The organism is Cytobacillus sp. FSL M8-0252 (genome assembly GCF_038007345.1).
In the GTDB taxonomy this organism is placed as follows: Bacteria; Bacillota; Bacilli; order Bacillales; family Cytobacillaceae; genus Cytobacillus; species Cytobacillus kochii.
In genome coordinates, this window is record NZ_JBBOWZ010000001.1 from 3,215,522 (window position 1) to 3,239,883 (window position 24,362).

At 35.7% G+C, this 24,362-nt stretch carries 28 protein-coding genes; 8 read left to right on the forward strand and 20 right to left on the reverse strand.

Annotated features, from left to right (window positions below; translation table 11 throughout):
- Positions 1 to 57: 57 nt before the first annotated feature.
- From rpmG to MKX83_RS16185, 4 genes are all read right to left on the reverse strand, one after another.
- Positions 58 to 207: a 50S ribosomal protein L33 gene (gene rpmG, locus MKX83_RS16170; RefSeq protein WP_057771568.1), complete on the reverse strand. Its 150-nt coding sequence runs from the start codon at positions 205 to 207 to the stop codon at positions 58 to 60.
- Between the two features lie 64 nt (positions 208 to 271).
- Entirely contained in the window at positions 272 to 916 is a 645-nt protein-coding gene (locus MKX83_RS16175) for a hypothetical protein (RefSeq protein ID WP_095372568.1), read from the reverse strand.
- 1 nt (position 917) lies between these two features.
- Positions 918 to 2,099, reverse strand: a complete 1,182-nt coding sequence (locus tag MKX83_RS16180; RefSeq protein WP_341056503.1) for a glycosyltransferase family 4 protein — start codon at positions 2,097 to 2,099, stop codon at positions 918 to 920.
- Positions 2,096 to 2,530 (reverse strand): hypothetical protein, encoded by a 435-nt coding sequence (locus MKX83_RS16185; protein ID WP_095372566.1) that lies wholly within the window; start codon positions 2,528 to 2,530, stop codon positions 2,096 to 2,098. Before MKX83_RS16185 ends, MKX83_RS16180 begins: the two co-directional genes overlap by 4 nt.
- A gap of 273 nt (positions 2,531 to 2,803) precedes the next feature.
- On the opposite strand from MKX83_RS16185, the gene MKX83_RS16190 reads away from it, so the two are divergent.
- Together MKX83_RS16190 and MKX83_RS16195 are read left to right on the forward strand one after the other, a co-directional pair.
- Positions 2,804 to 3,184, forward strand: coding sequence for a hypothetical protein (locus tag MKX83_RS16190; RefSeq protein WP_095372565.1), 381 nt, complete (start codon positions 2,804 to 2,806; stop codon positions 3,182 to 3,184).
- A complete protein-coding gene (locus MKX83_RS16195; protein WP_095372564.1) occupies positions 3,181 to 3,627 on the forward strand; it encodes an endolytic transglycosylase MltG in 447 nt (148 codons plus the stop codon). The genes MKX83_RS16190 and MKX83_RS16195 overlap by 4 nt, the downstream gene beginning before the upstream one ends.
- A 212-nt stretch (positions 3,628 to 3,839) precedes the next feature.
- Here the strand turns inward: MKX83_RS16195 and MKX83_RS16200 are convergent, their stop codons facing one another.
- Complete coding sequence (locus tag MKX83_RS16200; RefSeq protein WP_157733934.1) at positions 3,840 to 4,460, reverse strand: TetR/AcrR family transcriptional regulator; 621 nt, start codon at positions 4,458 to 4,460, stop codon at positions 3,840 to 3,842.
- A 118-nt stretch (positions 4,461 to 4,578) separates the two neighbouring features.
- On the opposite strand from MKX83_RS16200, the gene MKX83_RS16205 reads away from it, so the two are divergent.
- Positions 4,579 to 5,349 carry an SDR family NAD(P)-dependent oxidoreductase gene (locus MKX83_RS16205; RefSeq protein ID WP_307312890.1) on the forward strand — a complete coding sequence of 257 codons (771 nt, stop codon included), beginning with the start codon at positions 4,579 to 4,581 and terminating at the stop codon, positions 5,347 to 5,349.
- Positions 5,350 to 5,436: 87 nt separating this feature from the next.
- Here the strand turns inward: MKX83_RS16205 and phoU are convergent, their stop codons facing one another.
- The 10 genes from phoU to MKX83_RS16255 all read right to left on the reverse strand — a co-directional run bounded on the left by phoU (position 5,437) and on the right by MKX83_RS16255 (position 16,908).
- Positions 5,437 to 6,096 carry a phosphate signaling complex protein PhoU gene (phoU, locus tag MKX83_RS16210; RefSeq protein WP_180316949.1) on the reverse strand — a complete coding sequence of 220 codons (660 nt, stop codon included), beginning with the start codon at positions 6,094 to 6,096 and terminating at the stop codon, positions 5,437 to 5,439.
- Positions 6,097 to 6,119: 23 nt separating this feature from the next.
- Positions 6,120 to 6,935, reverse strand: coding sequence for a phosphate ABC transporter ATP-binding protein PstB (pstB, locus tag MKX83_RS16215; RefSeq protein WP_370873266.1), 816 nt, complete (start codon positions 6,933 to 6,935; stop codon positions 6,120 to 6,122).
- Between the two features lie 25 nt (positions 6,936 to 6,960).
- Positions 6,961 to 7,839, reverse strand: a complete 879-nt coding sequence (pstA, locus tag MKX83_RS16220) for a phosphate ABC transporter permease PstA (protein WP_224935967.1) — start codon at positions 7,837 to 7,839, stop codon at positions 6,961 to 6,963.
- Between the two features lies 1 nt (position 7,840).
- Positions 7,841 to 8,791, reverse strand: a complete 951-nt coding sequence (gene pstC, locus MKX83_RS16225) for a phosphate ABC transporter permease subunit PstC (RefSeq protein WP_095372558.1) — start codon at positions 8,789 to 8,791, stop codon at positions 7,841 to 7,843.
- 51 nt (positions 8,792 to 8,842) lie between these two features.
- Positions 8,843 to 9,817, reverse strand: coding sequence for a PstS family phosphate ABC transporter substrate-binding protein (locus MKX83_RS16230; RefSeq protein ID WP_341056528.1), 975 nt, complete (start codon positions 9,815 to 9,817; stop codon positions 8,843 to 8,845).
- Between the two features lie 423 nt (positions 9,818 to 10,240).
- Complete coding sequence (locus MKX83_RS16235; RefSeq protein ID WP_322909686.1) at positions 10,241 to 12,340, reverse strand: peptidoglycan D,D-transpeptidase FtsI family protein; 2,100 nt, start codon at positions 12,338 to 12,340, stop codon at positions 10,241 to 10,243.
- 159 nt (positions 12,341 to 12,499) lie between these two features.
- Positions 12,500 to 13,705 carry an MFS transporter gene (locus tag MKX83_RS16240; protein ID WP_341056532.1) on the reverse strand — a complete coding sequence of 402 codons (1,206 nt, stop codon included), beginning with the start codon at positions 13,703 to 13,705 and terminating at the stop codon, positions 12,500 to 12,502.
- A 241-nt stretch (positions 13,706 to 13,946) separates the two neighbouring features.
- Positions 13,947 to 14,555 (reverse strand): superoxide dismutase, encoded by a 609-nt coding sequence (locus MKX83_RS16245; protein ID WP_095372555.1) that lies wholly within the window; start codon positions 14,553 to 14,555, stop codon positions 13,947 to 13,949.
- A gap of 110 nt (positions 14,556 to 14,665) precedes the next feature.
- Positions 14,666 to 15,148 (reverse strand): DUF456 domain-containing protein, encoded by a 483-nt coding sequence (locus MKX83_RS16250; RefSeq protein WP_095372554.1) that lies wholly within the window; start codon positions 15,146 to 15,148, stop codon positions 14,666 to 14,668.
- A gap of 131 nt (positions 15,149 to 15,279) precedes the next feature.
- On the reverse strand, positions 15,280 to 16,908 hold the full coding sequence (locus MKX83_RS16255; protein WP_180316948.1) for a Na/Pi cotransporter family protein: 1,629 nt from the start codon (positions 16,906 to 16,908) through the stop codon (positions 15,280 to 15,282).
- 236 nt (positions 16,909 to 17,144) lie between these two features.
- Between MKX83_RS16255 and MKX83_RS16260 the strand changes: the two genes are divergently transcribed.
- From MKX83_RS16260 to ispG, 3 genes are all read left to right on the forward strand, one after another.
- Positions 17,145 to 17,927 carry a DUF1189 domain-containing protein gene (locus MKX83_RS16260; RefSeq protein WP_322909600.1) on the forward strand — a complete coding sequence of 261 codons (783 nt, stop codon included), beginning with the start codon at positions 17,145 to 17,147 and terminating at the stop codon, positions 17,925 to 17,927.
- A 121-nt stretch (positions 17,928 to 18,048) separates the two neighbouring features.
- On the forward strand, positions 18,049 to 18,387 hold the full coding sequence (locus MKX83_RS16265) for a hypothetical protein (RefSeq protein ID WP_341056547.1): 339 nt from the start codon (positions 18,049 to 18,051) through the stop codon (positions 18,385 to 18,387).
- A 125-nt stretch (positions 18,388 to 18,512) separates the two neighbouring features.
- A complete protein-coding gene (ispG, locus tag MKX83_RS16270; RefSeq protein WP_180317072.1) occupies positions 18,513 to 19,622 on the forward strand; it encodes a flavodoxin-dependent (E)-4-hydroxy-3-methylbut-2-enyl-diphosphate synthase in 1,110 nt (369 codons plus the stop codon).
- A gap of 47 nt (positions 19,623 to 19,669) precedes the next feature.
- Here the strand turns inward: ispG and MKX83_RS16275 are convergent, their stop codons facing one another.
- On the reverse strand, positions 19,670 to 20,044 hold the full coding sequence (locus MKX83_RS16275) for a DUF4190 domain-containing protein (protein WP_095372550.1): 375 nt from the start codon (positions 20,042 to 20,044) through the stop codon (positions 19,670 to 19,672).
- Between the two features lie 209 nt (positions 20,045 to 20,253).
- On the opposite strand from MKX83_RS16275, the gene MKX83_RS16280 reads away from it, so the two are divergent.
- Entirely contained in the window at positions 20,254 to 20,826 is a 573-nt protein-coding gene (locus MKX83_RS16280; protein ID WP_341056553.1) for a 5' nucleotidase, NT5C type, read from the forward strand.
- Between the two features lie 50 nt (positions 20,827 to 20,876).
- Here MKX83_RS16280 and MKX83_RS16285 read toward each other — a convergent pair whose 3' ends face one another.
- Genes MKX83_RS16285 through MKX83_RS16295 form a run of 3 tightly spaced genes read right to left on the reverse strand, consistent with a single transcriptional unit; the run spans position 20,877 to position 22,948 of the window.
- Positions 20,877 to 21,287, reverse strand: coding sequence for a Fur family transcriptional regulator (locus tag MKX83_RS16285; protein WP_095372548.1), 411 nt, complete (start codon positions 21,285 to 21,287; stop codon positions 20,877 to 20,879).
- A 24-nt stretch (positions 21,288 to 21,311) separates the two neighbouring features.
- Entirely contained in the window at positions 21,312 to 22,160 is an 849-nt protein-coding gene (locus tag MKX83_RS16290) for a metal ABC transporter permease (RefSeq protein WP_095372547.1), read from the reverse strand.
- Positions 22,160 to 22,948: a metal ABC transporter ATP-binding protein gene (locus tag MKX83_RS16295; protein ID WP_307312882.1), complete on the reverse strand. Its 789-nt coding sequence runs from the start codon at positions 22,946 to 22,948 to the stop codon at positions 22,160 to 22,162. The genes MKX83_RS16290 and MKX83_RS16295 overlap by 1 nt, the downstream gene beginning before the upstream one ends.
- A gap of 168 nt (positions 22,949 to 23,116) precedes the next feature.
- Here MKX83_RS16295 and MKX83_RS16300 point away from each other — a divergent pair, with 168 nt between their 5' ends.
- Positions 23,117 to 23,374, forward strand: a complete 258-nt coding sequence (locus MKX83_RS16300) for a DUF2624 domain-containing protein (protein WP_095372545.1) — start codon at positions 23,117 to 23,119, stop codon at positions 23,372 to 23,374.
- A 92-nt stretch (positions 23,375 to 23,466) separates the two neighbouring features.
- On the opposite strand, the gene MKX83_RS16305 is transcribed toward MKX83_RS16300, so the two are convergent.
- Positions 23,467 to 24,360, reverse strand: a complete 894-nt coding sequence (locus MKX83_RS16305) for a deoxyribonuclease IV (RefSeq protein WP_251163394.1) — start codon at positions 24,358 to 24,360, stop codon at positions 23,467 to 23,469.
- Positions 24,361 to 24,362: the final 2 nt, after the last annotated feature.

The window sequence follows — 24,362 nt, forward strand, 5'->3', positions numbered from 1 at the left end:
CCCGTGATGAAACCATAAAAAAAGAGACAAAAAAAGCAGCAGGAATCTACCTACTGCTTATTTTGTCTCACGGTGTGTTGTAGAACGCTTTTCTCTTGGGCAGTATTTTTTTAGCTCAAGACGATCTGGATTGTTTCTTTTATTTTTTTTAGAAATATAGTTACGATCTCCGCATTCTGTGCAAGCTAACGTAATATTTACACGCATGTCATTTCCCTCCAAACTACTAAGCACTAGTTCGTTTCATACGACTTTTATATAATATCACTTTTTAGTTTGAAATGCTAGTATGTTTTTTTAAAAGTGTTTGATTTACTTGTAAAAGCTGTTTTTGACAATCATCTGTAATTGACCAAGCTTGTCCGTCAATAGCAGATTTCCCTGTTATTTTAACAGTATCCCCACATAAACTAACTACCTTTCCTTTTCCTATTGGATTGTATGATAATGTTTGTTTTCCACCTTTGCCATATGACCATATTTTGTTATTATCCACTTGTGATTGTTGCATAACTGTGTTTTCCTTCATTTTCACCCCGTTCAAATGACCATTCACTAAGAATAATTGGCGATCAATCATGTGATATATCAAGTGTTCAATCGGAGATATAAAAGAAATCTGGTAGTCACACTCTCTTGGATTACTATGCGCCATAAGTACTTTTATCTCTTTACTCGTAGATAGTTCATTGTAAATGTTGAAATTTAACATAGAAATATGATGATCAATTCTCACCTTTTCTGTACGTATCGATAAACCTTCTACTTGATGTTCTCTTCCTTCCGCCATATCATTCATTTCAATCCAATAAACACTTTTACCAACGGCGATACCTAACGTTTGATGCAATAAGTTTTCCTGATTCGACTGATTCCAATATTCAGTTGTGTAAGGCGTTTGCTCAATTATTTTCACTTTAATCACCTTTTCTTTGGAATTTATTGACTCGTCCGTGAATTCTATACACCTTTAACGTTTGTTTCGCTACCGATTGCCAGCTAAATTCTGTCTTGATTCTTTTTTGAGCTGCACTGACGATTTGGCTTCTAAAGTTAGGTTTTAATAGTAGAGAATCTATTTTACTTTCAAGATTTACTACATCTCGAGGATCGAAAAAAAGCCCCGACTCATTTTCAATGATTATTTCACTGAACCCGCCAGTTTTAGCTAAAACTACTGGGAGTCCAGCTGCCATCGCTTCTAAAGCAACTATTCCAAATGGTTCGTACAAACTAGGGAAAATAGCTAAGCTAGCATATTCCATCCAGTTATCACGCTCATATTCGTCAACATAACCAATAAATTGAATCCATTCATCGATTTGTTTAGCACGAACTTTTTGTCTGTAATACGATAATAACGGACCTTCCCCAGCGACAATGATTTTTAAGTTTGTATTTTTTTTCTTTAATTTTTCAGCAAGAGCGATAAGAATATCGAACCCCTTCTCTTCTACCATCCTCCCCAGCGAAAAGAGGTATGGTCTATGTTGGGCAAAATGAAACTGTAGGTTCCTATCTTTTTTCATCGGCTTACTTACGCCATTTGGAATGATGGAAATGGTCGAAGATGGCTGTTGGTATTTATGTAGTAACTCATTTCTCATAAAATGACTACAAACTACAAGATGATCGGCATATGCCATTAATAATTTTTCTTGTCTATCGATAAAGCTTTGACTCTCTGTATGAATTCCATTATGTCTACCTGCCTCAGTCGAATGAATGGTAGCGATAAGCGGTATATCCATTCGCTTCTTTAAAATGATGCTACTCGCTGCAACTATCCAATCATGGGCATGAATCATCTCTATACCATTTTGCTCAATCAAAGCTCTTGCTTTCTCTTCCATTGCTAAATTCACCGAAGCAACCCAATGAAGAAATGATCCAGTTTGCATAAGCGGTGCCACACGATGAATGACTACATTATTTTGCACTTCAAATTCTTCGTCAACTTCATGCCTTTTCACTGTTAGCACATGAACGGACACCTTTTCTTGTGCGAGTGATCTCGCTAATTCACTTACATGGCGACCAAGGCCACCAACAATATACGGTGGGTATTCCCAACTTAACAGTAGAATACTCTCCGTCATTGCTTCACTTCATAATAACTATACCCACACACTTGATGGATCCAGTCAGCACTTATTTCTGATGATAATTTGACAGTTCCCACTCCACTACCTATCTCAGTAGTAAGTAAAGGGAGATAATTATCATCCATTAGTTTCAAACACAGGGTGATGCGGTAAGAATGATATTCTGTTTTAATGGCGTTTCTAATGACCCTCATCGATTGGTATGGTGGAATAAAAAACTCATATAGATCGGAATGATTTTTACTGTATGAATGAAGCTGAATTACTTGCAGGCAACTTCTTATATCTTTGTTGTAGTAGAGCGAGAGGATGTCATATTTTTCTTGCCTAACCTTCCAACTAATATAGATATCTTTGTTGATAATTTCTGTTTTTAAAGGTAATAATCCTGACGAATGTATTATGTGATTCTGTTTACTTTCCATTTTTCGAACCATTCCCCTTGTCAGATTATTCTATACATTAATGTTAGCACTGAATGGCCAAGCCCACAATAAACAGATTTTGTCGGTTTATGCTATCTATCGCTACACTTGTTATTATGATAAGCATTTTTTCTTCACCGACTTATTTCTTCATTCATTCGACAGAAACTATGATATCTTACTCGACAAATTCTATAGGAGATTCTTCAAAGTTAGCACGACTTGTCGATATTTATGGTAGAATAACTTTGATAATAAAGCTTTGAGGTGAGAATGATTATATATATATTTGCTGTTTTATTAGTTATCGCTTTTCTGCTATTTATTTTATCCTTTTTTCTTAAAGATCCTTACCGTTCCTTAAAGGATGAGATTGACCAACTATCTATTCAACATGTAAAAGAAACGTATCAAATAAAGAAAAAATTAAAGCTGTTAGAAGAAGAATTACTGATAGACGAAATCAAACTTCCGAATGACACTGGGTTATCTAGACCTAAGAAGAAGGAAGTTCATGATATTATAAAAAATCAAGTACTTTTACTTCATAAGCAGGGACTTTCCACAGAGCAAATCGCTAAGCAATCTTCTTTATTAGAAGATGAAGTATTGGCCATTATCACAGCTAGTCAACTTAAAGGTGAAAAAGTATGAAAAAATATGTTTTAAGAGGCTTTTCAGCTGGTGTTTTTTGTACAACCCTAATTCTTCTCATTGGTTATATGCTTATGAATGACGAGAACAAGCAAATGATTGATGAGACAGCGGCTCAAGCTTATGTAAAAGAACAAGGTTTTCATGTTTTGACGGATGATGAGATCGATAAACTCATTGAAGAAAAATTAGAACTTGATAAACAACAGGAAGAAGTACCTAAAGAAGAAACTACCATTACAACAGAAATTAAAATCGAAAGCGGTATGCTTCCACAAGAGATTGCGCAGCAACTTGAAGAGGCAGGCATCATCGAATATAGTGAGGACTTTACTAGCTTTTTAAAAGAATTCAATTATAGTCAGAAGCTACGTGTTGGTACATATCAAGTGAATAATCAACAGTCTTATAAAGAGCTTGCTGATTTATTTAGCAAATCATAAAAAACGAATCTCTATCTCAATGGATCTTACTTGGCTGCAATTACACTCTTAAAATAGAGTTAATTACAGCCTTTTTATTATTAAATTACCGAAGAATATAGTTACGATTACCGAACTTTGTTTACATCAGTCCACTTAGAAATTGACACTTAATTCCCCCGCTTGATCTAATAAATAAAAGAGTATGCTTATCACAAAAAGTTCCTACTTCTTTATTTCACTTTGCTAGTAAATGATACAGAATTTACCTTTACATGCAATAAAGATGTTAGTTGTTCAGATAAATAAATGGGCGATTCTTCAAACTCTGTATCAATCCAATGCTTAATAAGCCCTAAAACTGTATATGCCTGGTAATTTGTATATAATTGGTGATCTATCACAAACTTATCATTTCCTCCAAAGTCTATTTGAATATTATGAACATATTGCTTAAGTGCTTTTATAAACTTATTTTCAAATGTATAAGAAACATCACTTTGTAATAGTGACTTATAATAATGTCTATATTTAAATATATGGTTAAATAATTCTTTTGTAGAAGGTAAAACACTTTGGTCAATTTCATAATCTCGTTGATTTGCAGTACTATTTTCCATCTTGTAGATTAAGTCCCTAATTGCTTCGTCCATCACTTCTTTTAGAACTTCTTCTTTCCTATAGTAATGGTAATAATATGTGCTGCGATTAATATTTGCAGTAGTTGTTAAGTCAGTTATTGTAATTTTATGAAATGGTTTTAGTAGTAATAATGTAACCAGAGCATCTTTAATTCTTTGTTCAGTCATTAGATTTTTACTCATTAACTTAGCCACCTCTCCGTGTAACCCCAACAAATAAATACTTTTTTGTTGGTTGTTAAAGAAAACAAAAATAATTATAGTGGTATTGTAATCGATTACAACAATGTTTAAAAGCTATATTCTATAATTATTTAAAGGGGTCTTTTATATGGGTAGATTAACTGGAAAAGTGGCTATTATCACTGGTGCTGCTAGCGGAATGGGCTTGGCAGGTGCACAAATTTTCGCAAAAGAAGGTGCTCAGGTTGTAGCAACTGATATAGTTGAAGATGCTTTAAAAGTGAAAGTTGCAGAGATTATTGATAATGGTGGAGAAGCCATTGCCTTAAAATTAGATGTTTCAAGCCAAGAATCATGGTTAAATGTCGTTCAAACGACAATAGAAAAATACGGTAAAATTGACATTTTAGTCAATAATGCAGGAATTCATATGGCAAAAGGAATTTTAGAAGCAGAATTAGATGATTGGAATAAAGTGATGGCCATTAATACAACGGGTGTATGGCTTGGAATGAAATCCGTTATACCTTATATGCAACAGAATGGCAAAGGGTCAATTATTAATACATCTTCCATTGCAGCAATTGTGGGTGGTGTCGCTGATGCACAAGGTGCAGCGTACAGTGCATCAAAAGGCGCAGTTAGAGCACTTACTAAACATGGTGCTCAGTGGTTTGGAAAAGATAACATCCGAGTGAATTCCGTGCATCCTGGTGCAATCTTTACAGGTATGGTTGAGAAAGCTGGAATTAAAACACAAGAAGAAATGGGAGAGAATTATAAAGGTTTAGCTCCATTACCTCCTTATGCTGGAGAGTCATTGGATATTGCAAATGCATACTTATACCTTGCTTCAGACGAATCTAAATTTGTTAATGGAATAGAATTGGTCGTTGACGGTGGTTGGATCAGTAACTAATTTTTTTAATCAAATAAATAAGACTCACATTCATTTCATATAAATAAAAGAACGAACCTCTATGATGAAAGAGGTTCGTTACTTTTATCAATCATTCAAATCAAATTGCTTACCTTTCACTAAATAGAAGATATGCTCAGAAATGTTTGTGACATGATCTGCTGCACGTTCTAAATATCTACAAACAAAAGATAATTGAGTAATTTGCGGAATTCGCTCAGATTGTTCCCCACTTATTCTCAGTAAATCAACAATCGTTTGCCCATATAAATCATCCACTTCATCATCCATGTCAGCAACGGCTTTTGCTTTTTTAAGATCTTCTTCATTGAAAGCAGTTAATGAATCGTTTAACATTGTTAAGCAAATCGCATGCATTTGTTTAATATGAACAATTGGTTTCACATGGTCTTCTTTCCCAATTCTAATCGTTGATTTAGCAATATTCACAGCAAAATCAGCTATTCTCTCAATATCCGTTGCTATCTTTATTGCGACAATAATTCTTCGCAAGTCAATAGCTACTGGCTGTTGTTTCGCTATTAATAAAATGGCATAATCATTAATTTCTTCGTACAATATGTTTGCTTTTGTGTCATTTTCCATGATCTCTAAAGCTAGTTCTATATCATGATTCTCAAGTGCCTGAATCGATAAAGAAAGGGCATTTTCAGCAAAATGACCTAAGTCTAATAATTTTCCTCTTAATACTGCTAATTCTTCATCAAACTTCTCTCTTACTGGCAATATAATCAGTCTCCTTTACTTAATTAGCCGAACCTGCCGGTAATATAATCTTCCGTTCTCTTATCAGTTGGATTAGAAAAAATTTTATCTGTTTCTGCAAATTCTACTACTTCACCGTTTAAGAAAAAGGCCGTTCGGTCAGATATCCTAGCTGCTTGTTGCATATTATGAGTCACTATAATGATACTATATTCTTTTTTTAATACCTGTACAAGCTCTTCTACCTTTAGTGTTGAAATCGGATCTAATGCTGAGGTAGGTTCATCCATGAGAATAACATCTGGTTCTATCGCCAAACATCTTGCAATACATAGTCTTTGCTGTTGACCACCTGATAAACCATAAGCGTTATCCTGCAATCTATCTTTTACCTCATCCCAAAGCGCTGCCCCTTTTAAACTTTTTTCAACAATTTGATTCAGGACTTTCTTATCTCTTATACCATGAATTCTCGGACCATAAACAACATTTTCATAGATAGATTTAGGAAAAGGATTCGGCTTTTGGAACACCATACCCACTTTTGTTCTTAATTCTTCAACACCATAACGTTTATCAAAAATATTACGTCCACGATATTGAATTTCTCCTGATGTTTTTACTGATGGTACCATTTCAATCATTCGGTTCAACGCTTTAATATAAGTCGATTTACCACATCCTGATGGACCGATAATCGCAGTTACTTCATTTTCATAAATATCTAAATTGATTTGTTTTAATGCATGATTACTTCCATACCATAAATTTAATTCTTTTGTTTGATAAACTTTATTGTTGTCATTAAGATTTTTATAGTTGTCAAGTGAATCGGCGGCTTCTTTTTTGGGTGCAACCAATGTACTCATATTCTCCACTCCTCGTTTAATACCTTTTTTGGAATTTATTTCTGATCAACACAGCAATAGAATTCATCACAATTAACATTACTAGTAATACAATAATGCCCCCCGCTGCAACGGCATGAAACTCTTCTTGCGGTCTACTCGTCCAGTTATAGATTTGCATTGGTAAGACAGTAAACATATCGAAAACAGATTGAGGTAAAAACGCTAAGAAAAGTGGTAAACCAAGCACTACTAATGGTGCCGTTTCCCCGATTGCTCTAGAGAGAGCTAAAATTGCTCCTGTTAATATGCCAGGTAATGCAGCCGGCATAACCACCCTTACAATTGTTTGCCATTTATTAGCTCCCATTCCAAATGATGCTTCTCTTAATTCCATCGGTACACTTCGAATCGCCTCTTGAGACGCGACGATTATGATTGGTAATACGAGTAAACTCATCGTTAAGCCTGCGGCCAATACACTTGTTCCTAAAGTTAATGCTCTCACAAAAACCGTTAATCCTAATAATCCAAAAACAATCGACGGGACACCTGCTAAGTTAGATATATTAATCTGAATCAGTGAGGTAAACTTATTTTTACTCGCATACTCCTCTAAGTAAATGGCTGTTCCTACACCAAGTATAAGCGTCACAGGGGCAACAACACCCATTAACCAAATGGTCCCTATTAAAGCTGTTTTAATACCCGCTTGTTCTGGATCACGTGAAGGTAAAGATTGCAAGAACTGCCAGTCTAAATAACCAATTCCTTGAGTGATAATGCGATACAATAATATCGCAAGAACCACTAATGCAAACGCAGTCGCCAACATGAACAAACCTTTAAAAACGGAATTTTTCCATTTTCGTGGTGACATTTTCTTTAGTACTTGATCATGATTAATTAATTTCATACTAGTATTCCTCCCTAAAGCGCTTGGAGATGAATTGGGCGAGCATATTCATGAACAAGGTGAAAATAAACAATGTAAATCCAACTGCGTAGATACTATAATAGATGGTCGTACCATATCCAGCATCTCCCTGACTGACTTGGACAATATAAGCCGTCATTGTTTGAATACTACTTGTCACGTCAAAGCTTAAGTTAGGCGTGGAGCCTCCTGCAACAGCGACAATCATTGTTTCACCTATTGCTCTTGAAATTGCTAATACAATAGAAGCAACAATACCTGAAACAGCGGCAGGTATAACAATTTTAATGGCCACTTCAAGTTTTGTTGCCCCTAATGCATAAGCCCCTTCTTTCATCACTTTAGGTACAGACGACATGGCATCTTCTGATAATGAGGCAATCATCGGTGTAATCATAATCCCGATAACAATCCCTGGGCTAAGCGCATTGAATATTTGCAGAGATGGAATCATTTCTCTAAGCACTGGTGTCACAAAAGTGAGAGCAAAAAACCCATAAACGATAGTAGGTACGCCTGCTAATACTTCTAAAATAGGTTTAATAACTCTCCTTGTTCGGTCACTCGCATACTCACTCAAGAAAATAGCTACAGCGAGACCAATCGGGACTGCCACAACTGCAGCTATAAGAGCAACTTTTAACGTTCCTGAAATAAGCGGTAGGATTCCATATGAGCCTTGTGTTTCAGAAAATGGATACCACTTTTGTGCGGTAAAAAATTCTTTGATACTTACGTGACTGAAAAAAGTCGTCGTTTCCACAAATAATGTTACAACGATCCCAATCGTCGTTAATACTGACACAATCGCGGTTAATAATAAGATAACTGGAACAATCTTTTCTGACTTCAGTTTATTTTTACTTTTAGATTTTTTTTGTTGTATAAGTTCTTGCACAGAAAACGCTTTTTCTTCTTGTTGTATATTCATAGTTGATCCCCCCTTCATTACGATGATGATCTCTCTTCATCATTCAAACACTTATTTTAAATCTTCAATTGTTGATAACCCTGTTTCATATTCTTCATCTTTTAATTTCACATAACCGACATCTTCTGAAAGTGCCCCCGCATTTTCTAATGTGAACTTAACGAATTCATATGTTTCTTCATTCTTTAGGGAATCATTTTTCACGTAGATATATAAAGGACGTGATAATGGTGCATACTCCCCTGATTCAACCGTGTCATGAGTCGGCTCTACCGGACCATTCCCACCATCGATTGGAACAACTTTTAGCTTATCTTGATTCTCAACATAATAAGCAAATCCAAAGAATCCAATGGCATTTTCGTCCCCTTCTACACCTTGAACAAGGATGTTGTCATCTTCTGACAGTGTCGCTTGTTCTACAATTGGCTCATCCTCCAGAATGATTTCATTAAAGTAATCATACGTTCCAGAGTCTGTTCCTGGAGAATAAAATTTGACTTCCTCATCTGGCCATTCTGGTCTAATATCTGACCATTTTTTTGTTTCTCCCGTATTGATCCATAACTCTTTCAATTCTTCGATAGTAAGTGAATCGACCCAATCATTCTCTTTATTTACAACGATTGATAATCCATCGTTGGCTAGCTTTAATTCTGAATACTCAATTCCTGCTTCTTCAATTTGGGTTTTCTCTTCATCTTTAATTTCTCTCGAAGCGTTACTGATATCCGTTGTTCCTGCAATAAACTGTTTAAATCCTCCACCTGTTCCAGAAGAAGCGACTGACACTTGTACGCCTGGCTGATCCATACTGAATTCTTCAACAACAGCTTCCATAATAGGATAAACTGTAGAGGAGCCATCAATTTTGATTTCTCCTTGTAACTGTTGATTTTCTTCACTAGTTGTTTGCTCTCCATTACTTGAACTGTTCGCACCGCCATTTGCTCCACATGCCGTTGTAAAAGCAAGAACAGAACCAATCATTAATGTTGATGCCACATACTTGAATCGTTTCTTCATTAGAAATATTCCCCCTAGAAAATCAGTTGTTTTGTCCTACAAACCCATCATAAGACCTAAACGTTAATAGGAAATAAATGTCGTGTAAATATTCTGTAAACCAATGTGAAGAAATGTAAAGTGAAATTTAGGGAAAATCATATCTCATTTTTGGAGTGAGCATTACCTTGCAAACAAACAATGCTGTAAAAGCAAAGTAATGAACATGGGGATTGTCGAGGCACTCCTTAGTAAAAGAACGATAATATAGAGGTAGTTGTGTAGGATTGTCAGCGTTCTTTGCCTCTTTCACTTCTGATGTTATAAACTAAAACTAAAAGAAAAGCATAAAAATAACTCGGATTCCCCCTTTAAAATAGGGTGAATCCGAGTTTGATTGTTGATTAGTATCTGTTATGCTTGTGTTTTTCAAAACAAACAAGCTTATTCATCCTCTTCTTTGTTAACATCAATTACTTCTTGCTTCGTTAAATCTTCTGGTTTCTTACTTTCTTCTTTCGCACGTTCTTCTTTTAATTCAAAGTATTCATCCATGACGCGTTCGGCAATAATCATGTTTGCTTTATGGCCACTTCCACCTTCATAGGCCCAAGGGACCATGACAGCAATTGCCACTTCTGGATTATCAGAAGGTGCATAACCAACATAGCTGATATTCATTACTTCAGGTGGCTCATCATAATTACTACGTAGTGGTCCATCATAGAAAGCCTCTGCTGTTCCTGTTTTACCTGCAGGGTCATACTCTTTATCACCAAAGAAGGATAGTGCCGTACCTTGTTGTTCTTGTGCAACTTGACGGAATCCCTCTTTTACACGTTCAATCCAAGAAGCATCCATATCAAGTTTATTAAGAACTTTCGGCGATATTTCTTCTACAATAGGGCCTAATTCTTCATTTTCTAATAAAGGCTCCCTAATTTCTTTTACTACATGAGGCTCCATTCTATTCCCGCCGTTAGCAATCGTGGACACATATTGCACGAGCTGCATATTAGAGTACGTATCATACTGTCCAATCACTAAGTCCAACATAAATCCAGGGAGTTGACTCATTCCTTTAAATCCTGTTTGTTCATTTGGTAGATCAATCCCTGTTCTAACGCCTAAACCAAACTGAGCAAACGATTCTCTGATTGTATCAAACCCTTTAGGATCTAACGGCAATGATTTATTATAGCGATATGTGCCGCCTCCAATTCGAATGGCTGTTTCAAACATATACACATTGGATGAAACCCTTAATGCGTACAAATCACTAATTGGTCCGAACGTTTTCCATGATTTTTTTACAGGTGTACCAGCAATTTTTAATGGCTGGTCATTAATTACTGTACCAGGTTGAATCACACCTTCCTTATAGCCCGTAAGAATAGTAGCCCCTTTGACTACGGAACCGGCGTTATAAGTGGTCGTAATATTCCCTAACGCATCATCCGTCATTCTTGTTCGGCCTGTTTCCTCATCTTTCACAAGCCTTCTACCAGCCATTGTTAAAATTTCGCCGCTATACGGATCCATTAACACGACATAGGCTCTATCTAAAAGACTGGTTCCTCCAGTTTGTTTAGCCGCACGCAACTCTTCTTCAATGATTTTTTCTGTTGCTAATTGTAAATCCATATCGACACTTAATACTAAATCTTTCCCCCGCTGCCCTTCTGAAATTGTAACCGTTTCTAGAATCGTACCACCTTTATCAGTGACATTTTTCACTTTGGCTTTTTGACCATGGAGGACTTCTTCGTATTGATATTCAAGATAACTTTTACCTACACGGTCATTTCTTGAATAATCTCTTGCTAAATAGTAATCAAGCATTTCTTTCGGAATACCTTCTTCAGAAGAAGAAACAGAACCAAGGACAGATTTCAATGTATTATCAAAAGCATAGTAACGGTCCCAATCAGTTGTTGTGTCAACCCCTGGAAGATAATCTAAATTTTCGCTTACTAGGGCGAATTCCTTTGCAGTTACTTCATCATTTTTAACAACTTGTGGTGTAAAGGCATACCCACTAGAGAACTCTCGATAAATCGCAAGCACTTCCAAGTCGTCTTCTGTCAGTTCATCCAATTCTTCTTCCGTAATACGATCTAATGTTAATTGATAGACATCTTTATCGTAATCGGCTTCTTCGTCCTCGCGAATATTTTCCTTTTCTTTCTCTGTTACCTTTTCATCCGCGCGATCAGGATTAATCATAATCCAATAATCTTTTTCATCTCGTTCCGTGACTTTTTCTGTATCTTTTTCAATTAGTTCCGCTAATTTCTCAGCAGTATCAAGCATTTCCTCTTGACTAGCTCCATTATTTGTATATGTAATGGCATTCTGCGGGATATTATCGACAATAATCTTTCCTGTACTATCAAACATCTTTCCCCTAGGTACAGGGTTATTTACAGTGATTTCTTCTGTTCGTTCTATTTCTCGCTTATAGTCATCACCGTAGACAATCTGAACAAACCCTAATCTAAAAATAAGTACAGAGAACAACACAAAGACAATTAAGAATAGCATGTTTAACCGAAAGGACACACGATTCTTCTTTTTCTTTTTATTCAATTGCTAAAACCACACTTCCCTCTTAATTACATATACTTATTTTAAAAGAAAACCAAAAATAATTCTATTCATAACTATAAGGAAATGATAGTTATTTTGAATATTTTTTTCACATCATTCGATATTCTTTATAAAGAAATAGATCATACTATGCCCAATCCCTAATATTACTAGCAATATCGGCAAGATCACATGATCATCAAAATAGATTACACCCACTATAAAGAACAACAAAGATAATATTCTACCGATGTTCAAGAATAATTCCCTTACAACAATATATTCAATTCTCATTTCTGCCGCTTTCCAGGCTGTGCCTATTACATCATAAGTCATTGAAGAATAAGGAACGAGTAATAAAGGATAAGCGATTGCAATTAATGCCGCATAGAGCAAAAGATTAACGTAGGTTATATGAAATACTAACAGGAAAATTGACAGAAATAATAACACACCTCCAGCTAACACTGCTCTTTTCCTATGCTCTTTCTTAATCCATCTTGAAGCAATATAATAACAAACTAATGCGATACCTGAATTTAATAATCCGAATGTACCAAGTGCTAATTCGCTCCCCGTAGCTATAAACACAAAGACAGAAACGACAAACGCATATGTACCTTCACGAAACCCTTGGAAAAAATGAGCATTTGTAATCCTCTTCCAATTCTTATTATACTTTCGTTCTTCTATAATCCGCTTAAAAAAATATTTTCCATTTGCTGGACGCCTTTTAATAGAAAAGCTTAAAAATACGGCAATCGCGAATAATGCTAATGAAATTCCAAATATGACTGAATAACCAGTATAAGCCTTCATTTTTGAAATAATTAAACCGGCAGAAATAGGACCAATCATACCACCAAATGATGAAAGTAACCCGAGAAAACCATTAAAAAAGTCTCGATTTTCTGGATCGGTTATTTCAAATGTTAATACATTAAACGCAAGCCAATAAAAACCAGAACCTATACCTAATAAAGAACCTAATAAAAGGAGATATGACGACGCTTTATCCCCTACAAGAAGCACAGAAATATAAAAGAAGGCAAGAAATATAACCCCTAACCTTAGAACAATGACACGATCTACTTTTTTCGCCCATTTGCCCGCAATAATAAATGCAATAGGTTGCAGAACAACAGCAGCGAGGTTATATAAGCCTAAATCCACGTATTCACCAGATTGCTTCCACAAAAAAATATTCACAAAAGTATTGGATAACGCAATACTTAAGGAATATAATCCTCCAATTAGCAGCAATAAAACAAGGTCTCTGGTCGGCTCAATATTTCCAATCACTCTCTGCATTTTACTCATAAAAAAACTCCCCTTCGATTCTACAAATAGTCTCCTTCAAAAACGATGGAGTTATGCAAGAAAAGGAAGATCCTCATTGAAAAAATATTTCATGTCACTTGGTCTTCTTACAAAAAACAATTATGGTTAGACAATCGAAGCCCATACATTAGGAAAGAGTGACATTTATTAGACAGCAATGTAAAAAAGCACTATTCCAATGAATAGCGCTTTTTTTAAGATTATAGATTTATTTTGGCTTTTACTTCGCTTCTTGATATCTTCTGCCTACTTCGTCCCAATTGACAACATTCCAAAACGCTTTTATATATTCAGGACGTTTGTTTTGATAGTTTAAATAATAAGCATGTTCCCAAACATCTAGCCCAAGAAGGGGTGTTTTGCCTTCCATTAATGGCGAGTCTTGATTAGGTGTGCTCGTTATGGCTAATTCTCCATTATCAACAACTAACCATGCCCAACCCGATCCGAAGCGACCAGTAGCTGCTTTAGCAAATTCATCCTTGAAGTCGTCAAAGCTACCAAATTTACTAGCTATCGCATCTCCTAAATCGCCTGTTGGTGTACCCCCTCCATTTGGTGAAAGAACTTCCCAGAATAAAGAATGGTTGGCATGTCCACCGCCATTATTCCTGACAGCTGTACGGATATCTTCAGGAATATCATTTATATGGGTAATTAATTCTTCTACACTTTTCGATGCGTATGCACTTTTTCCTTCAATTGCATTGTTCAAGTTAGTTACATAAGTATTATGGTGTTTCGTATGATGGATATTCATTGTTTCCTTGTCGATATGTGGTTCTAAAGCATCATAAGCATACGGTAATTTCGGTAGTTCATAAGCCATGTAAACATTCCTCCTACTAAAAAATATAATCATATGCAGACATCATTAAAATGTCTTCTTATATTTTCTATACCACTTTGCCATAGAATCAAACATAAAAATTAATTTTTTTATAGAACAACAAATAAGAAATAGATAATCATCACTACTTGAACAATTCCTTTAGTAATGATGCTACTTATGAATCCTACAAGTGACCCAAATCCAACTAAGACCGCTTCCTTAAATGGGCGACGATGTACAATTAATTCTGCGATAATTGCCCCGACTATTGGTCCAAGTAATATACCTGCCACCGGGATAACAAAAGGACCTACTAGTATTCCAATAGTGCTTCCCCATATTCCAGCTTTTGTCCCACCATATTTTTTCACACCAACCATATTAGAGATATAGTCGGCACCAAATAGTAATATTACAAATAAAATTTGAATGGACCAAAACAGTACACCAAAAGGTTCAAAGGAATAGAATAATCCATAAACAATAAAGCCAGCGGCAATAAAAAGTACACTCGGGATAATTGGATAAATCAATCCGATAAAAGCTATAACAAATAAGATGATAATGAGTGCCCAAGCTAAAATATCCATAACCGTTCCCTCCTATTCATAACAAAAACTTCTCATAGTCTCGCCATAATTAAAACATTAAAATGTTATCTTTTCCATCGAAAGATTTTAAAAAAAGAGGTAAGGAACCAACCCTTACCTCTTTATAATACTCAATCTTCGCCTAATACAGCCTCTGCAATATTAACTGCATGATCACCGATTCGTTCTAGATTACTTAAGATATCCACATATACAATCCCTGCTTGTCCAGAACATACTCCTTCACTTAAGCGAATGATATGTTGTTTACGTAATTTACGCTCCATTTTATCTATTTGATCTTCTTTTTGTACAACATGTTGTGCTGCTTCTTTATCATTATGATCTAGCGCTTCTAATGCTTCAGAAACCGTAGAGATCGTTAATTGGAACATATCATCTAAATCTTTCATAGCGGATTCCGTAATACTTACCTTATTGGCTTTCTTATAATCCATTAATTCAACGATATTTTCGAAATGGTCACCCATTCTTTCAATATCTCTAATCGTATCCATTAGAACCGTATGTTCAGCCGATTCGCTATTAGATAAAGAACTTCTAGAAAGCTGAATAAGATAATCTGTAATTTGTCTATCCAGATTGTTTATCGCACTTTCGATTTGATAAGCTTTTTCACCATGTTTAGGAGAACCATCTATTAAAAATGATCGTGTCTCATTTAATCCTTCAACAGCAAATTGACCCATTCGAAGTACCTCTTCTTTTGCTTGTCCAAGAGCAATTGATGGCGATTGCTGAATAAAAACAGCATCTAAATGTTTGGCTTTTTGCTCAATCACTGTATCTTCACCCGGAATAAGCTTCGTCACAATATAGGCCAGAACAGCCACAAATGGCAGTTGAATCAACGTGTTAGTAATATTAAATGTTCCATGAGCGAACGCAATTGTCAGCTCTGGATTCAGTCCAAGATTCGCTTGGAACATTTCAACCAATAAAGTAAAAGGATGAAGTAATATTAAAAAGATGGTAGCTCCAATTAAATTAAACGTTACGTGAACTAGCGCTGCTCGTTTAGCTGCAACTGTAGCCCCAAGTGAAGCTAATACGGCAGTTATCGTTGTACCAATATTATCTCCAAATAAAACTGGAAGAGCTGCATCTAAGTTAATTAACCCCTCAGAAAATAGGCCTTGCAATATTCCAATTGTCGCACTTGAGCTTTGCACAATTACTGTAAGCACAGTTCCCACAAGAACACCTAATACTGGAATCTCACTCATACTAACTGTCAAGTCATGAAAGCTTTGTAAGTTACTTAACGGTTTCATACCACCGCCCATTAACTCTAATCCATAAAACAATGCCCCAAAACCAAATATAATAGACCCAATGTTTTGCATACGGTTATTTTTAAAGAAGACTAAGCATAATACCCCAATCGCTAGGATTGGCAACGCATATTCACCAATATCTAGACCAATTATAAACGCTGTAAAGGTTGTCCCAATATTCGCACCCATAATTACGCCTATCGCTTGACGTAGATTCATAAATCCAGCGCTAACTAATCCTACTGTTAACACCGTCGTTGCAGAACTACTTTGAATAAGCATCGTTACTAACATTCCTGCTAGTACACCCATTAATGGATTTGTGGTGAATCTATCCAAAATATCTCTAAGACGATCTCCAGCTGACTTTTGTAGACCATCTCCCATCGTTTTAATTCCGAGAAGGAAGATACCTAATCCACCGACAAACTCAAATATCATCTTTTGAATATCTAATTCCAAGCTTTTCAACCCCTAGAAAGTATTTCAACACTAATGTAAACCCCACACTATTATTAAAGCTTTCTCTATTAATGTAAATAGTGTAACGGTTAAATTTACAAACCTTTAATATTTTTCCCTTATGTTACAATTAGATGACAAAGGATTAATTATTCAAAAAACTTATTATTCTTGTATGACGAAAGTATTGTCGTTAAAATAAGTAGAATAATGACAAGTAAGGACGTGGAAAATTTTTGAATATCTTCAAACAATTTATAAGTAGCATTTATTCTCCAAAAGACATTGCAACATTTCGTCAGCAGGGTATAGGAAAGACTATAGGTTATGTTTTTTTTCTCACTTTCCTATCCATTATCCCCACTATTTTTTTTCTCAGTACATCCGTCTTCAATGGTGTACAATCAATGGAATCAACAATAATGGATGATTTGCCTGAATTTGAGATTGCTAATGGGACATTACAAGCAAATGAAACAGCACCTATTACTGTTGAGAATGATGGTGTGACCATTATTTTTGACTCTAATAATATTGTAAAGAAAGATGAAATATTACAAACAAATGATACCATTGCCATTCTACAAGACGAATTGGTGTTCATTAGCGGAAACAATCAACAATCCTATAGCTATAGTATGCTCGGTGATATCAATATTGATAAATCAACCGTTATTGAATTAATACAAACGGCAGATTCTTGGTTAATCATTTTAATTAGTATCTTCGCTATTGTACTGTATTTATTTTCTGTAGCCATGCGCTTAATAGAAATTTCCATTATTGCCTTAATCGGTATAATGATTGTGAGAATTGTTCAGAAGACACTTCCTTATCGCTACATGTGGCGAATAGCCGCTTATAGTATCACGTTATCAACAGTATTTTTTATTATCATGGACACACTACAAACCGTAGTTCCAAATGGAGCACTTATTAACTGGTTAATATCCATCATCATTCTCATGTTAGCCATCAAAGAAATACCTCATCAGAAAAAGGAAATACCTGAACAATAATGGAATCATACTGTAGACGCCTATACCGTCTGCAGTTTTTTTATACATAATCTGTTCTAATTAGATATGTACATGCATAAGTATGATAATGATTATTCTATAATGACGGGAGCTTGTAAATATGAGAAGAATTTCAGCCTTCATCTTAATTATTATCATTGCATTTGCTGTATACGTCGATCTTTCCAAAGGAACTCTCCCTAAACATATTGCACCCGTTGTCGCAGAGGTCACAAATTTAGAAAAAGGCGAACAAGAGGTAGGCCTTACTTATTTCGAAAAAGAAGTGAATCGGGGAGATACCGTTCTATCCATTATTGAGCAGCAAAATATGAACATCGAAAATCTTCCAATTAATGTTATTGCTGAAGATTTCAGCACATTAAATAACGGAATAAAGCCTGAAGAAATTCAATACGGCAATACCTATAAATTTCCTTCATATTATAATGAAAACTAAATGCTTAGCATCTATTTCTTGTCAATTCAATCACTTCATTGATACAATAGTTGATGATAAGAGCTTACATTAAGAAGTTCAAATATATTTTTTATATATAAAGGAGCGAATCTCCATTGAGTGAAATGATACATCGTACGAAAACTCGTCCGGTAAAAGTGGGACCGCTAACCATTGGCGGAAGTAATGAATTATTTATTCAAAGTATGACTACAACGAAAACTCATGATGTAGAAGCAACCGTTGCGCAAATTAAACGATTAGAAGAAGCAGGATGCCAAGTTGTTCGCGTAGCATGTCCAGATGAAAGGGCAGCTAATGCGATTGCTGATATAAAAAAACAAATCGATATTCCACTTGTCGTTGATATCCATTTTGATTATAAGTTAGCCTTAAAAGCCATTGAAGGTGGAGCTGACAAGATTAGAATTAACCCAGGTAATATTGGAAAACGCGAAAAAGTGGAAGCTGTTGTAAAAGCTGCTAAAGCGAAAGGTATTCCTATTCGTATTGGTGTAAATGCAGGTTCATTAGAAAAACGCATTTTAGAAAAATACGGCTATCCTACAGCAGACGGAATGGTTGAAAGTGCACTTCACCATATTAAAATCCTGGAAGACCTAGACTTCCATGATATTATCGTCTCCATGAAAGCGTCAGATGTCAATTTAGCGATTGAAGCTTATGAAAAAGCAGCTCAAGCTTTTGATTATCCTCTTCACTTAGGGATTACTGAATCCGGAACATTATTTGCCGGTACAGTAAAAAGTGCAGCTGGCTTAGGCGCAATTCTTCATAAAGGTATCGGAAATACGTTAAGAATTTCATTAAGTGCTGATCCAGTTGAAGAAGTAAAAGTGGCTAGAGAGCTGTTAAAAGTATACGGTTTATCATCGAATGCTGCGACACTCATTTCTTGTCCGACTTGTGGTCGTATCGAAATCGACTTAATTAGTATCGCGAATGAAGTTGAAGAATATATTTCAACAATTAAAGCACCAATTAAAGTCGCTGTTTTGGGCTGTGCCGTTAACGGCCCTGGTGAAGCAAGAGAAGCTGACATTGGCATTGCTGGAGCACGAGGTGAAGGTTTATTATTCCGCAAAGGGAAAATTGTCCGCAAAGTACCAGAAGATACAATGGTCGATGAATTAAAGATTGAAATTGATAAAATAGCTGAAGAGTACTTTGCAAAACAAAAAGAAGAAGAAGAAAACGCCAAAGAAACAGTTTAAATAAACAAAGCGCCTAGGGATACTCCTAGGCGCTTGTTGTTCATTATTTAAAAGAATGGCATAATAAAAATCCCTACTAAGAGCGATACTATACCGATACCAATCGCCCAAGTGCCAAATCCTCTAGCTCCTTTGCTATTTGCAACAATACCAAGTACGATCCCTGCAGCTCCAAGAAATATCGGCATAATGAATAGTGAAAGGATTGATAATACTAAAGCAGTAATACCTACTCCTCGGCCACCACTACGCGTTCCTTTTCTATCGTCAATATCCCTTCCCCTGTCCTCATCATAAGTTACAGGAGCAGCAATTTCGGCTGCAGTTTCTTCTGAATAATCGCTTGAGACTTCATACTGGTTCTCATCAACTCTGTCACGACGAAGCTGATCTTCATCATATTTACGCATCTGATCTGCCATCATGATCCCTCGCTTTAATGGTATCCACTTTTTCTGTGGTGGAGCATTTATTATTATTAACAAGCGTTACACTTTTACTTGTGTTAAGATTTTCTAGCAACAAAAAGGCTTTTATGGTTTATATAATGAAAAGTTTCAGCTAAAATTAGGAAGTAGAGATAAAATGAAGTGAACGGTTAAATGTTCAAGTTTTAAAGGAGAGCAATGAAATGAAAAAACGATTCGGAATTGATATCGATGGAACTGTCACGAGTCCAGCGGCAATGATTCCTTTTATGAACAAAGCATTTGGTTTACAACTTACTTTAGAAGACATAAAGCAATATGACTTGTATCCGCTTGTAGATATAGAACCTCAAGCATTCGATCAATGGTTTAAAGAAAATGAACCGGAAATTTATCGCCAGTCAACCATTGTACCTAACGCAAAAACAATATTAACACAATGGAAAGAAGAACATGAACTATTTTTTATTAGTGCACGCTCAACTCATTTGATGAGCGTAACTGAAAATTGGTTCATACAGAATGGCATTACTTTTGATCATATTGATCTTATTGGCTCTCATGATAAAGTCTCAGCAGCTAAACAATATGATATTGACATATTCTTCGAAGATAAACATGATAATGCTGTTATGATCCATGAGGCGTGTCAAATTCCCGTCATATTGTTCGATACACCCTATAACCGCTTACCGACTCCAGACGGCGTAAAACGGGTGACAGGCTGGAAGGAAGCAGCCACATGGGTTGAGAATTGGTTAAAAGTATCTGTGTAATCTTACTATCTTCACATAAAAAACCCCTCATATATGAGGGGTTTTTCCAATTAACAACATTCTGGGCATTTTCCGTAAATTTCAAATTTATGCCCAGAAACATCATATCCTTTTAAGTTTTCTGCCAGAGTATTCATCGGACAAGTTTCTATTTCTTTTGTTTTTCCACAATCCAGACAGATAAAATGATGATGATGATGTTCATGAGAACAAGTAAACCGAAAATGTTTTTCACCAGATAACTCGGTCATCTCAAGAATATCTAAGTCAACAAACAACGATAAATTACGATAAATGGTATCAAAGCTCAAGCCCGGATAATCTGGTTTCATTTCCTCTAAGACTTCTCTTGCCGTTAAGTACTTATTACTATCCGCAAATAGTGCAAGCATTTCTTCTCTCTTGCCTGTATGCTTATAGCCTCGATTTTTCAACAGTTCTAATGCTCCACTCACATTCATGACTGATTCACCCTTTTTTTGCAATTATACTTTAGCTGGTCTAGATGTCTTTACTTTCTTTAAAAGTATCGTTACTAATAATATTAACACAGCAATGATCACAATGGTTCCTCCAGGAGCAAGATCTAAGTAATATGCTAAAAATAAACCGCCAAGTACTGACACTTCCCCAAAAATAACTGACAATAAAATCGTTTGCTTAAAGCCCTTTGCAATCCGCATACTCGCAGCAACCGGTAAAGTCATAAGTGCGGATACGAGGAGAATTCCAACGATACGCATAGATGAAGCGATAACAAGTGCCACCATCACAATAAAAATAAAATGAACAATTTTTACTGGAATACCAGATGCTTGCGCATGCTCCTCATCAAAAGATAATAAGAATAGTTCTTTATATAAAGAAACAATAATGGCTATAATAATCACCGAAATGATGATAATAAGCCATAGATCTTCTCTACTTACTGCACTAACGCTACCAAAAAGGTAACCAAACAGATCTGAATTGAAGCCATCAGCGAGTGAAATAAATATTACACTTAGACCGGTTCCCCCAGAAAGTATAATAGGAATGGCAAGCTCCTGATAATGCTTGTATACAGACCTTAACTTTTCTATAAACACAGATCCTGTAACGGAAAAAGCCATCCCCATATAAACAGGATTGACTCCGCTAAAACCGGTTAGTTTCTTTTCAAGTAATAAGCTTGCTGCAATCCCAGCTAACGTTACATGACTAAGCGCATCTGCTATCAATGATAACCGCCTGACTACAATATACACACCAAGTAAAGGGGCAATAATACCAATAATCATACCAGTTAAAAAAGCATTTTGTAAAAACTCATATTCAAATATAGCAGCAATCATCATCTCACCCCTTCATGATGGTGGTGATGATCATGGGATAAGATATGAACGTCATGTCCATAAAACGTCGACATTTCAGCTTTATCAAGACGCTCAAATTCCTCTGTTTTCCCGTGGAAATGAAGAGTTTTATTCATACATGCAACATGTGATACCCGCTCAGAAACTGTCCCTATATCATGTGTAACCAGTAAAAGCGTAATGCCACGGTTTTTATTCAGATCTTCAAGCATATGATAAAATGATTGCACATGTTGTGCATCAACACCAACAGTCGGTTCATCTAATATAAGTAATTTAGGCTCACTAACTAACGCTCTTGCAATAAACACCCGTTGTTGCTGACCTCCAGATAACTCTCCCACATTACTCATTTCATATTCGCGTAATCCAACAGAATCTATAGCATCGATAACATGACGCCTATCTTCCTTTTTCATCCATTTAAATAGTCCCAGCTTTTTTGTTAACCCACTAGCAACAACCTCAAATACCGTTGCCGGAAAACCTGTATTAAATGAATTTGCCTTTTGCGAAACAAAGCCAATTTTTTGCCTGTCCTTAAATTGATTCATTTCTTCCCCGAAAAGAGTGATTTTCCCATTTTGTAATTTTAATAAGTTCAATATTAACTTGAGAAGTGTTGATTTTCCAGAACCATTTGGACCAACAATGGCTAAGAAGTCTCCTTCATTTACAATTAAATTTACCCGCTCTAATACATTATTCTTTTCATATCTAAAGGAAACATCCTCTATTTTAATCACTGGCTCTTGCAGTGTTTCCATCTTATTCACCTTCGTTTTAAGAATCATTACGATTTAGTACAAAGAGTAGTATACATGAAGTTCCTAACCTTGTAAAGGAGTGAAATGGGGCTTGTTTCATCAATTTTTGTAGAAAAATAGGCAAATTTTTCTGCACAGGTGCATACAGTTTAATGAGGAGTGATGCACATGAAAATCTTTGAGAACATCATTAATCACAAAGTCAATCACATTACCGCAGATGAATTATTAAAGTATGGAAAACAATTTAATATCTCAGTTAGCCGCTCAGAAGCGGAGCAAATCGCCCAATATCTTCGCGGTAAAAAGGTGAATATCTTTAATGAAAATGAACGAAAGAAACTTGTCAAAGAAATTGCCAATATTGCAGGTGTAGACACGGCAAAGTCAGTCAATCAAATATTTCTTATGTTTACCAATTCTTAAGTCGATTACAAGTGCCATTGACATCTACGATTTTAACAGACCATTAGAAGGGCAAAGAAGAAGCATAGAGGATCCCTCTCCTCCATGCTTTTTTATTGTGCTAAAATATCTTCTAAAAGATTTTCATTAAACGCTTCTTTACGCAACATATTAATTTCGAATTGATATGGCGGTTTCTTATTTTTCTTGTCCTCGCCAACATAAGGTGTTTCTAAGATTTTCGGTATTGTCGTAAGTTGTGGATGATGAACAATGTTGTTTAGTGCCTTAAAACCGATATGACCAAATCCAATATTTTCATGGCGGTCTTTCCTAGCTCCCTGAATGTTTTTACTATCATTAATATGAAGAACCTTTAATCGATCGATACCAATGATTTTATCAAATTCATTTAATACACCATCAAAGTCATTAACAATATCATATCCAGCATCATGAGTATGACAAGTATCAAAACAAACAGATAAATGTTCATTATGAGTTACACCATCAATAATTTTCGCTAGTTCTTCAAAATCTCTTCCACATTCTGACCCTTTTCCAGCCATTGTTTCAAGCGCGATTTGCACATTTTCATCCCCATTTAGTACTTCATTTAAACCTTCAATAATCCTTGCAATACCGTTTTCTGCACCTGCTCCGACATGTGCACCAGGATGCAAGACAATTTGCTTTGCCCCAAGCGCTTCTGTACGATCGATTTCAGAACGTAGAAAATTCACTCCTAATTCGAATGTAGCTGGGTTCGTTGTATTCCCTATATTAATAATATAAGGGGCATGAACAACAATATCACTTATGCCATTTTCCTTCATATGAGCTAGGCCTGCTTCTATATTTAAATCTTCTATTTTCTTTCTTCTCGTGTTTTGGGGAGCACCTGTGTAAATCATAAATGTATTCGCCCCGTAAGAAGCTGCTTCTTCACTGGCTGCTAACAACATTTTTTTTCCGCTCATCGAAACATGGGATCCGATTTTCAACATAC

Coding starts and splice junctions, on each gene's coding strand:
- MKX83_RS16285 (WP_095372548.1), bottom strand. CDS start 21,287: ATGAATGTGAGTGGAGCATTAGAACTGTTGAAAAATCGAGGCTATAAG.
- MKX83_RS16245 (WP_095372555.1), bottom strand. CDS start 14,555: ATGGCTTATGAACTACCGAAATTACCGTATGCTTATGATGCTTTAGAA.
- MKX83_RS16230 (WP_341056528.1), bottom strand. CDS start 9,817: ATGAAGAAACGATTCAAGTATGTGGCATCAACATTAATGATTGGTTCT.
- pstC (WP_095372558.1), bottom strand. CDS start 8,791: ATGAATATACAACAAGAAGAAAAAGCGTTTTCTGTGCAAGAACTTATA.
- rpmG (WP_057771568.1), bottom strand. CDS start 207: ATGCGTGTAAATATTACGTTAGCTTGCACAGAATGCGGAGATCGTAAC.
- MKX83_RS16180 (WP_341056503.1), bottom strand. CDS start 2,099: ATGACGGAGAGTATTCTACTGTTAAGTTGGGAATACCCACCGTATATT.
- ispG (WP_180317072.1), top strand. CDS start 18,513: ATGATACATCGTACGAAAACTCGTCCGGTAAAAGTGGGACCGCTAACC.
- MKX83_RS16290 (WP_095372547.1), bottom strand. CDS start 22,160: ATGATTGCTGCTATATTTGAATATGAGTTTTTACAAAATGCTTTTTTA.
- MKX83_RS16240 (WP_341056532.1), bottom strand. CDS start 13,705: ATGAGTAAAATGCAGAGAGTGATTGGAAATATTGAGCCGACCAGAGAC.
- MKX83_RS16275 (WP_095372550.1), bottom strand. CDS start 20,044: ATGGCAGATCAGATGCGTAAATATGATGAAGATCAGCTTCGTCGTGAC.
- MKX83_RS16295 (WP_307312882.1), bottom strand. CDS start 22,948: ATGGAAACACTGCAAGAGCCAGTGATTAAAATAGAGGATGTTTCCTTT.
- MKX83_RS16250 (WP_095372554.1), bottom strand. CDS start 15,148: ATGGATATTTTAGCTTGGGCACTCATTATCATCTTATTTGTTATAGCT.
- MKX83_RS16190 (WP_095372565.1), top strand. CDS start 2,804: ATGATTATATATATATTTGCTGTTTTATTAGTTATCGCTTTTCTGCTA.
- MKX83_RS16305 (WP_251163394.1), bottom strand. CDS start 24,360: ATGTTGAAAATCGGATCCCATGTTTCGATGAGCGGAAAAAAAATGTTG.
- MKX83_RS16300 (WP_095372545.1), top strand. CDS start 23,117: ATGAAAATCTTTGAGAACATCATTAATCACAAAGTCAATCACATTACC.
- MKX83_RS16205 (WP_307312890.1), top strand. CDS start 4,579: ATGGGTAGATTAACTGGAAAAGTGGCTATTATCACTGGTGCTGCTAGC.
- MKX83_RS16265 (WP_341056547.1), top strand. CDS start 18,049: ATGAGAAGAATTTCAGCCTTCATCTTAATTATTATCATTGCATTTGCT.
- MKX83_RS16235 (WP_322909686.1), bottom strand. CDS start 12,340: ATGCTATTCTTAATTGTCTTTGTGTTGTTCTCTGTACTTATTTTTAGA.
- MKX83_RS16185 (WP_095372566.1), bottom strand. CDS start 2,530: ATGGAAAGTAAACAGAATCACATAATACATTCGTCAGGATTATTACCT.
- MKX83_RS16280 (WP_341056553.1), top strand. CDS start 20,254: ATGAAAAAACGATTCGGAATTGATATCGATGGAACTGTCACGAGTCCA.
- MKX83_RS16195 (WP_095372564.1), top strand. CDS start 3,181: ATGAAAAAATATGTTTTAAGAGGCTTTTCAGCTGGTGTTTTTTGTACA.
- pstA (WP_224935967.1), bottom strand. CDS start 7,839: ATGAAATTAATTAATCATGATCAAGTACTAAAGAAAATGTCACCACGA.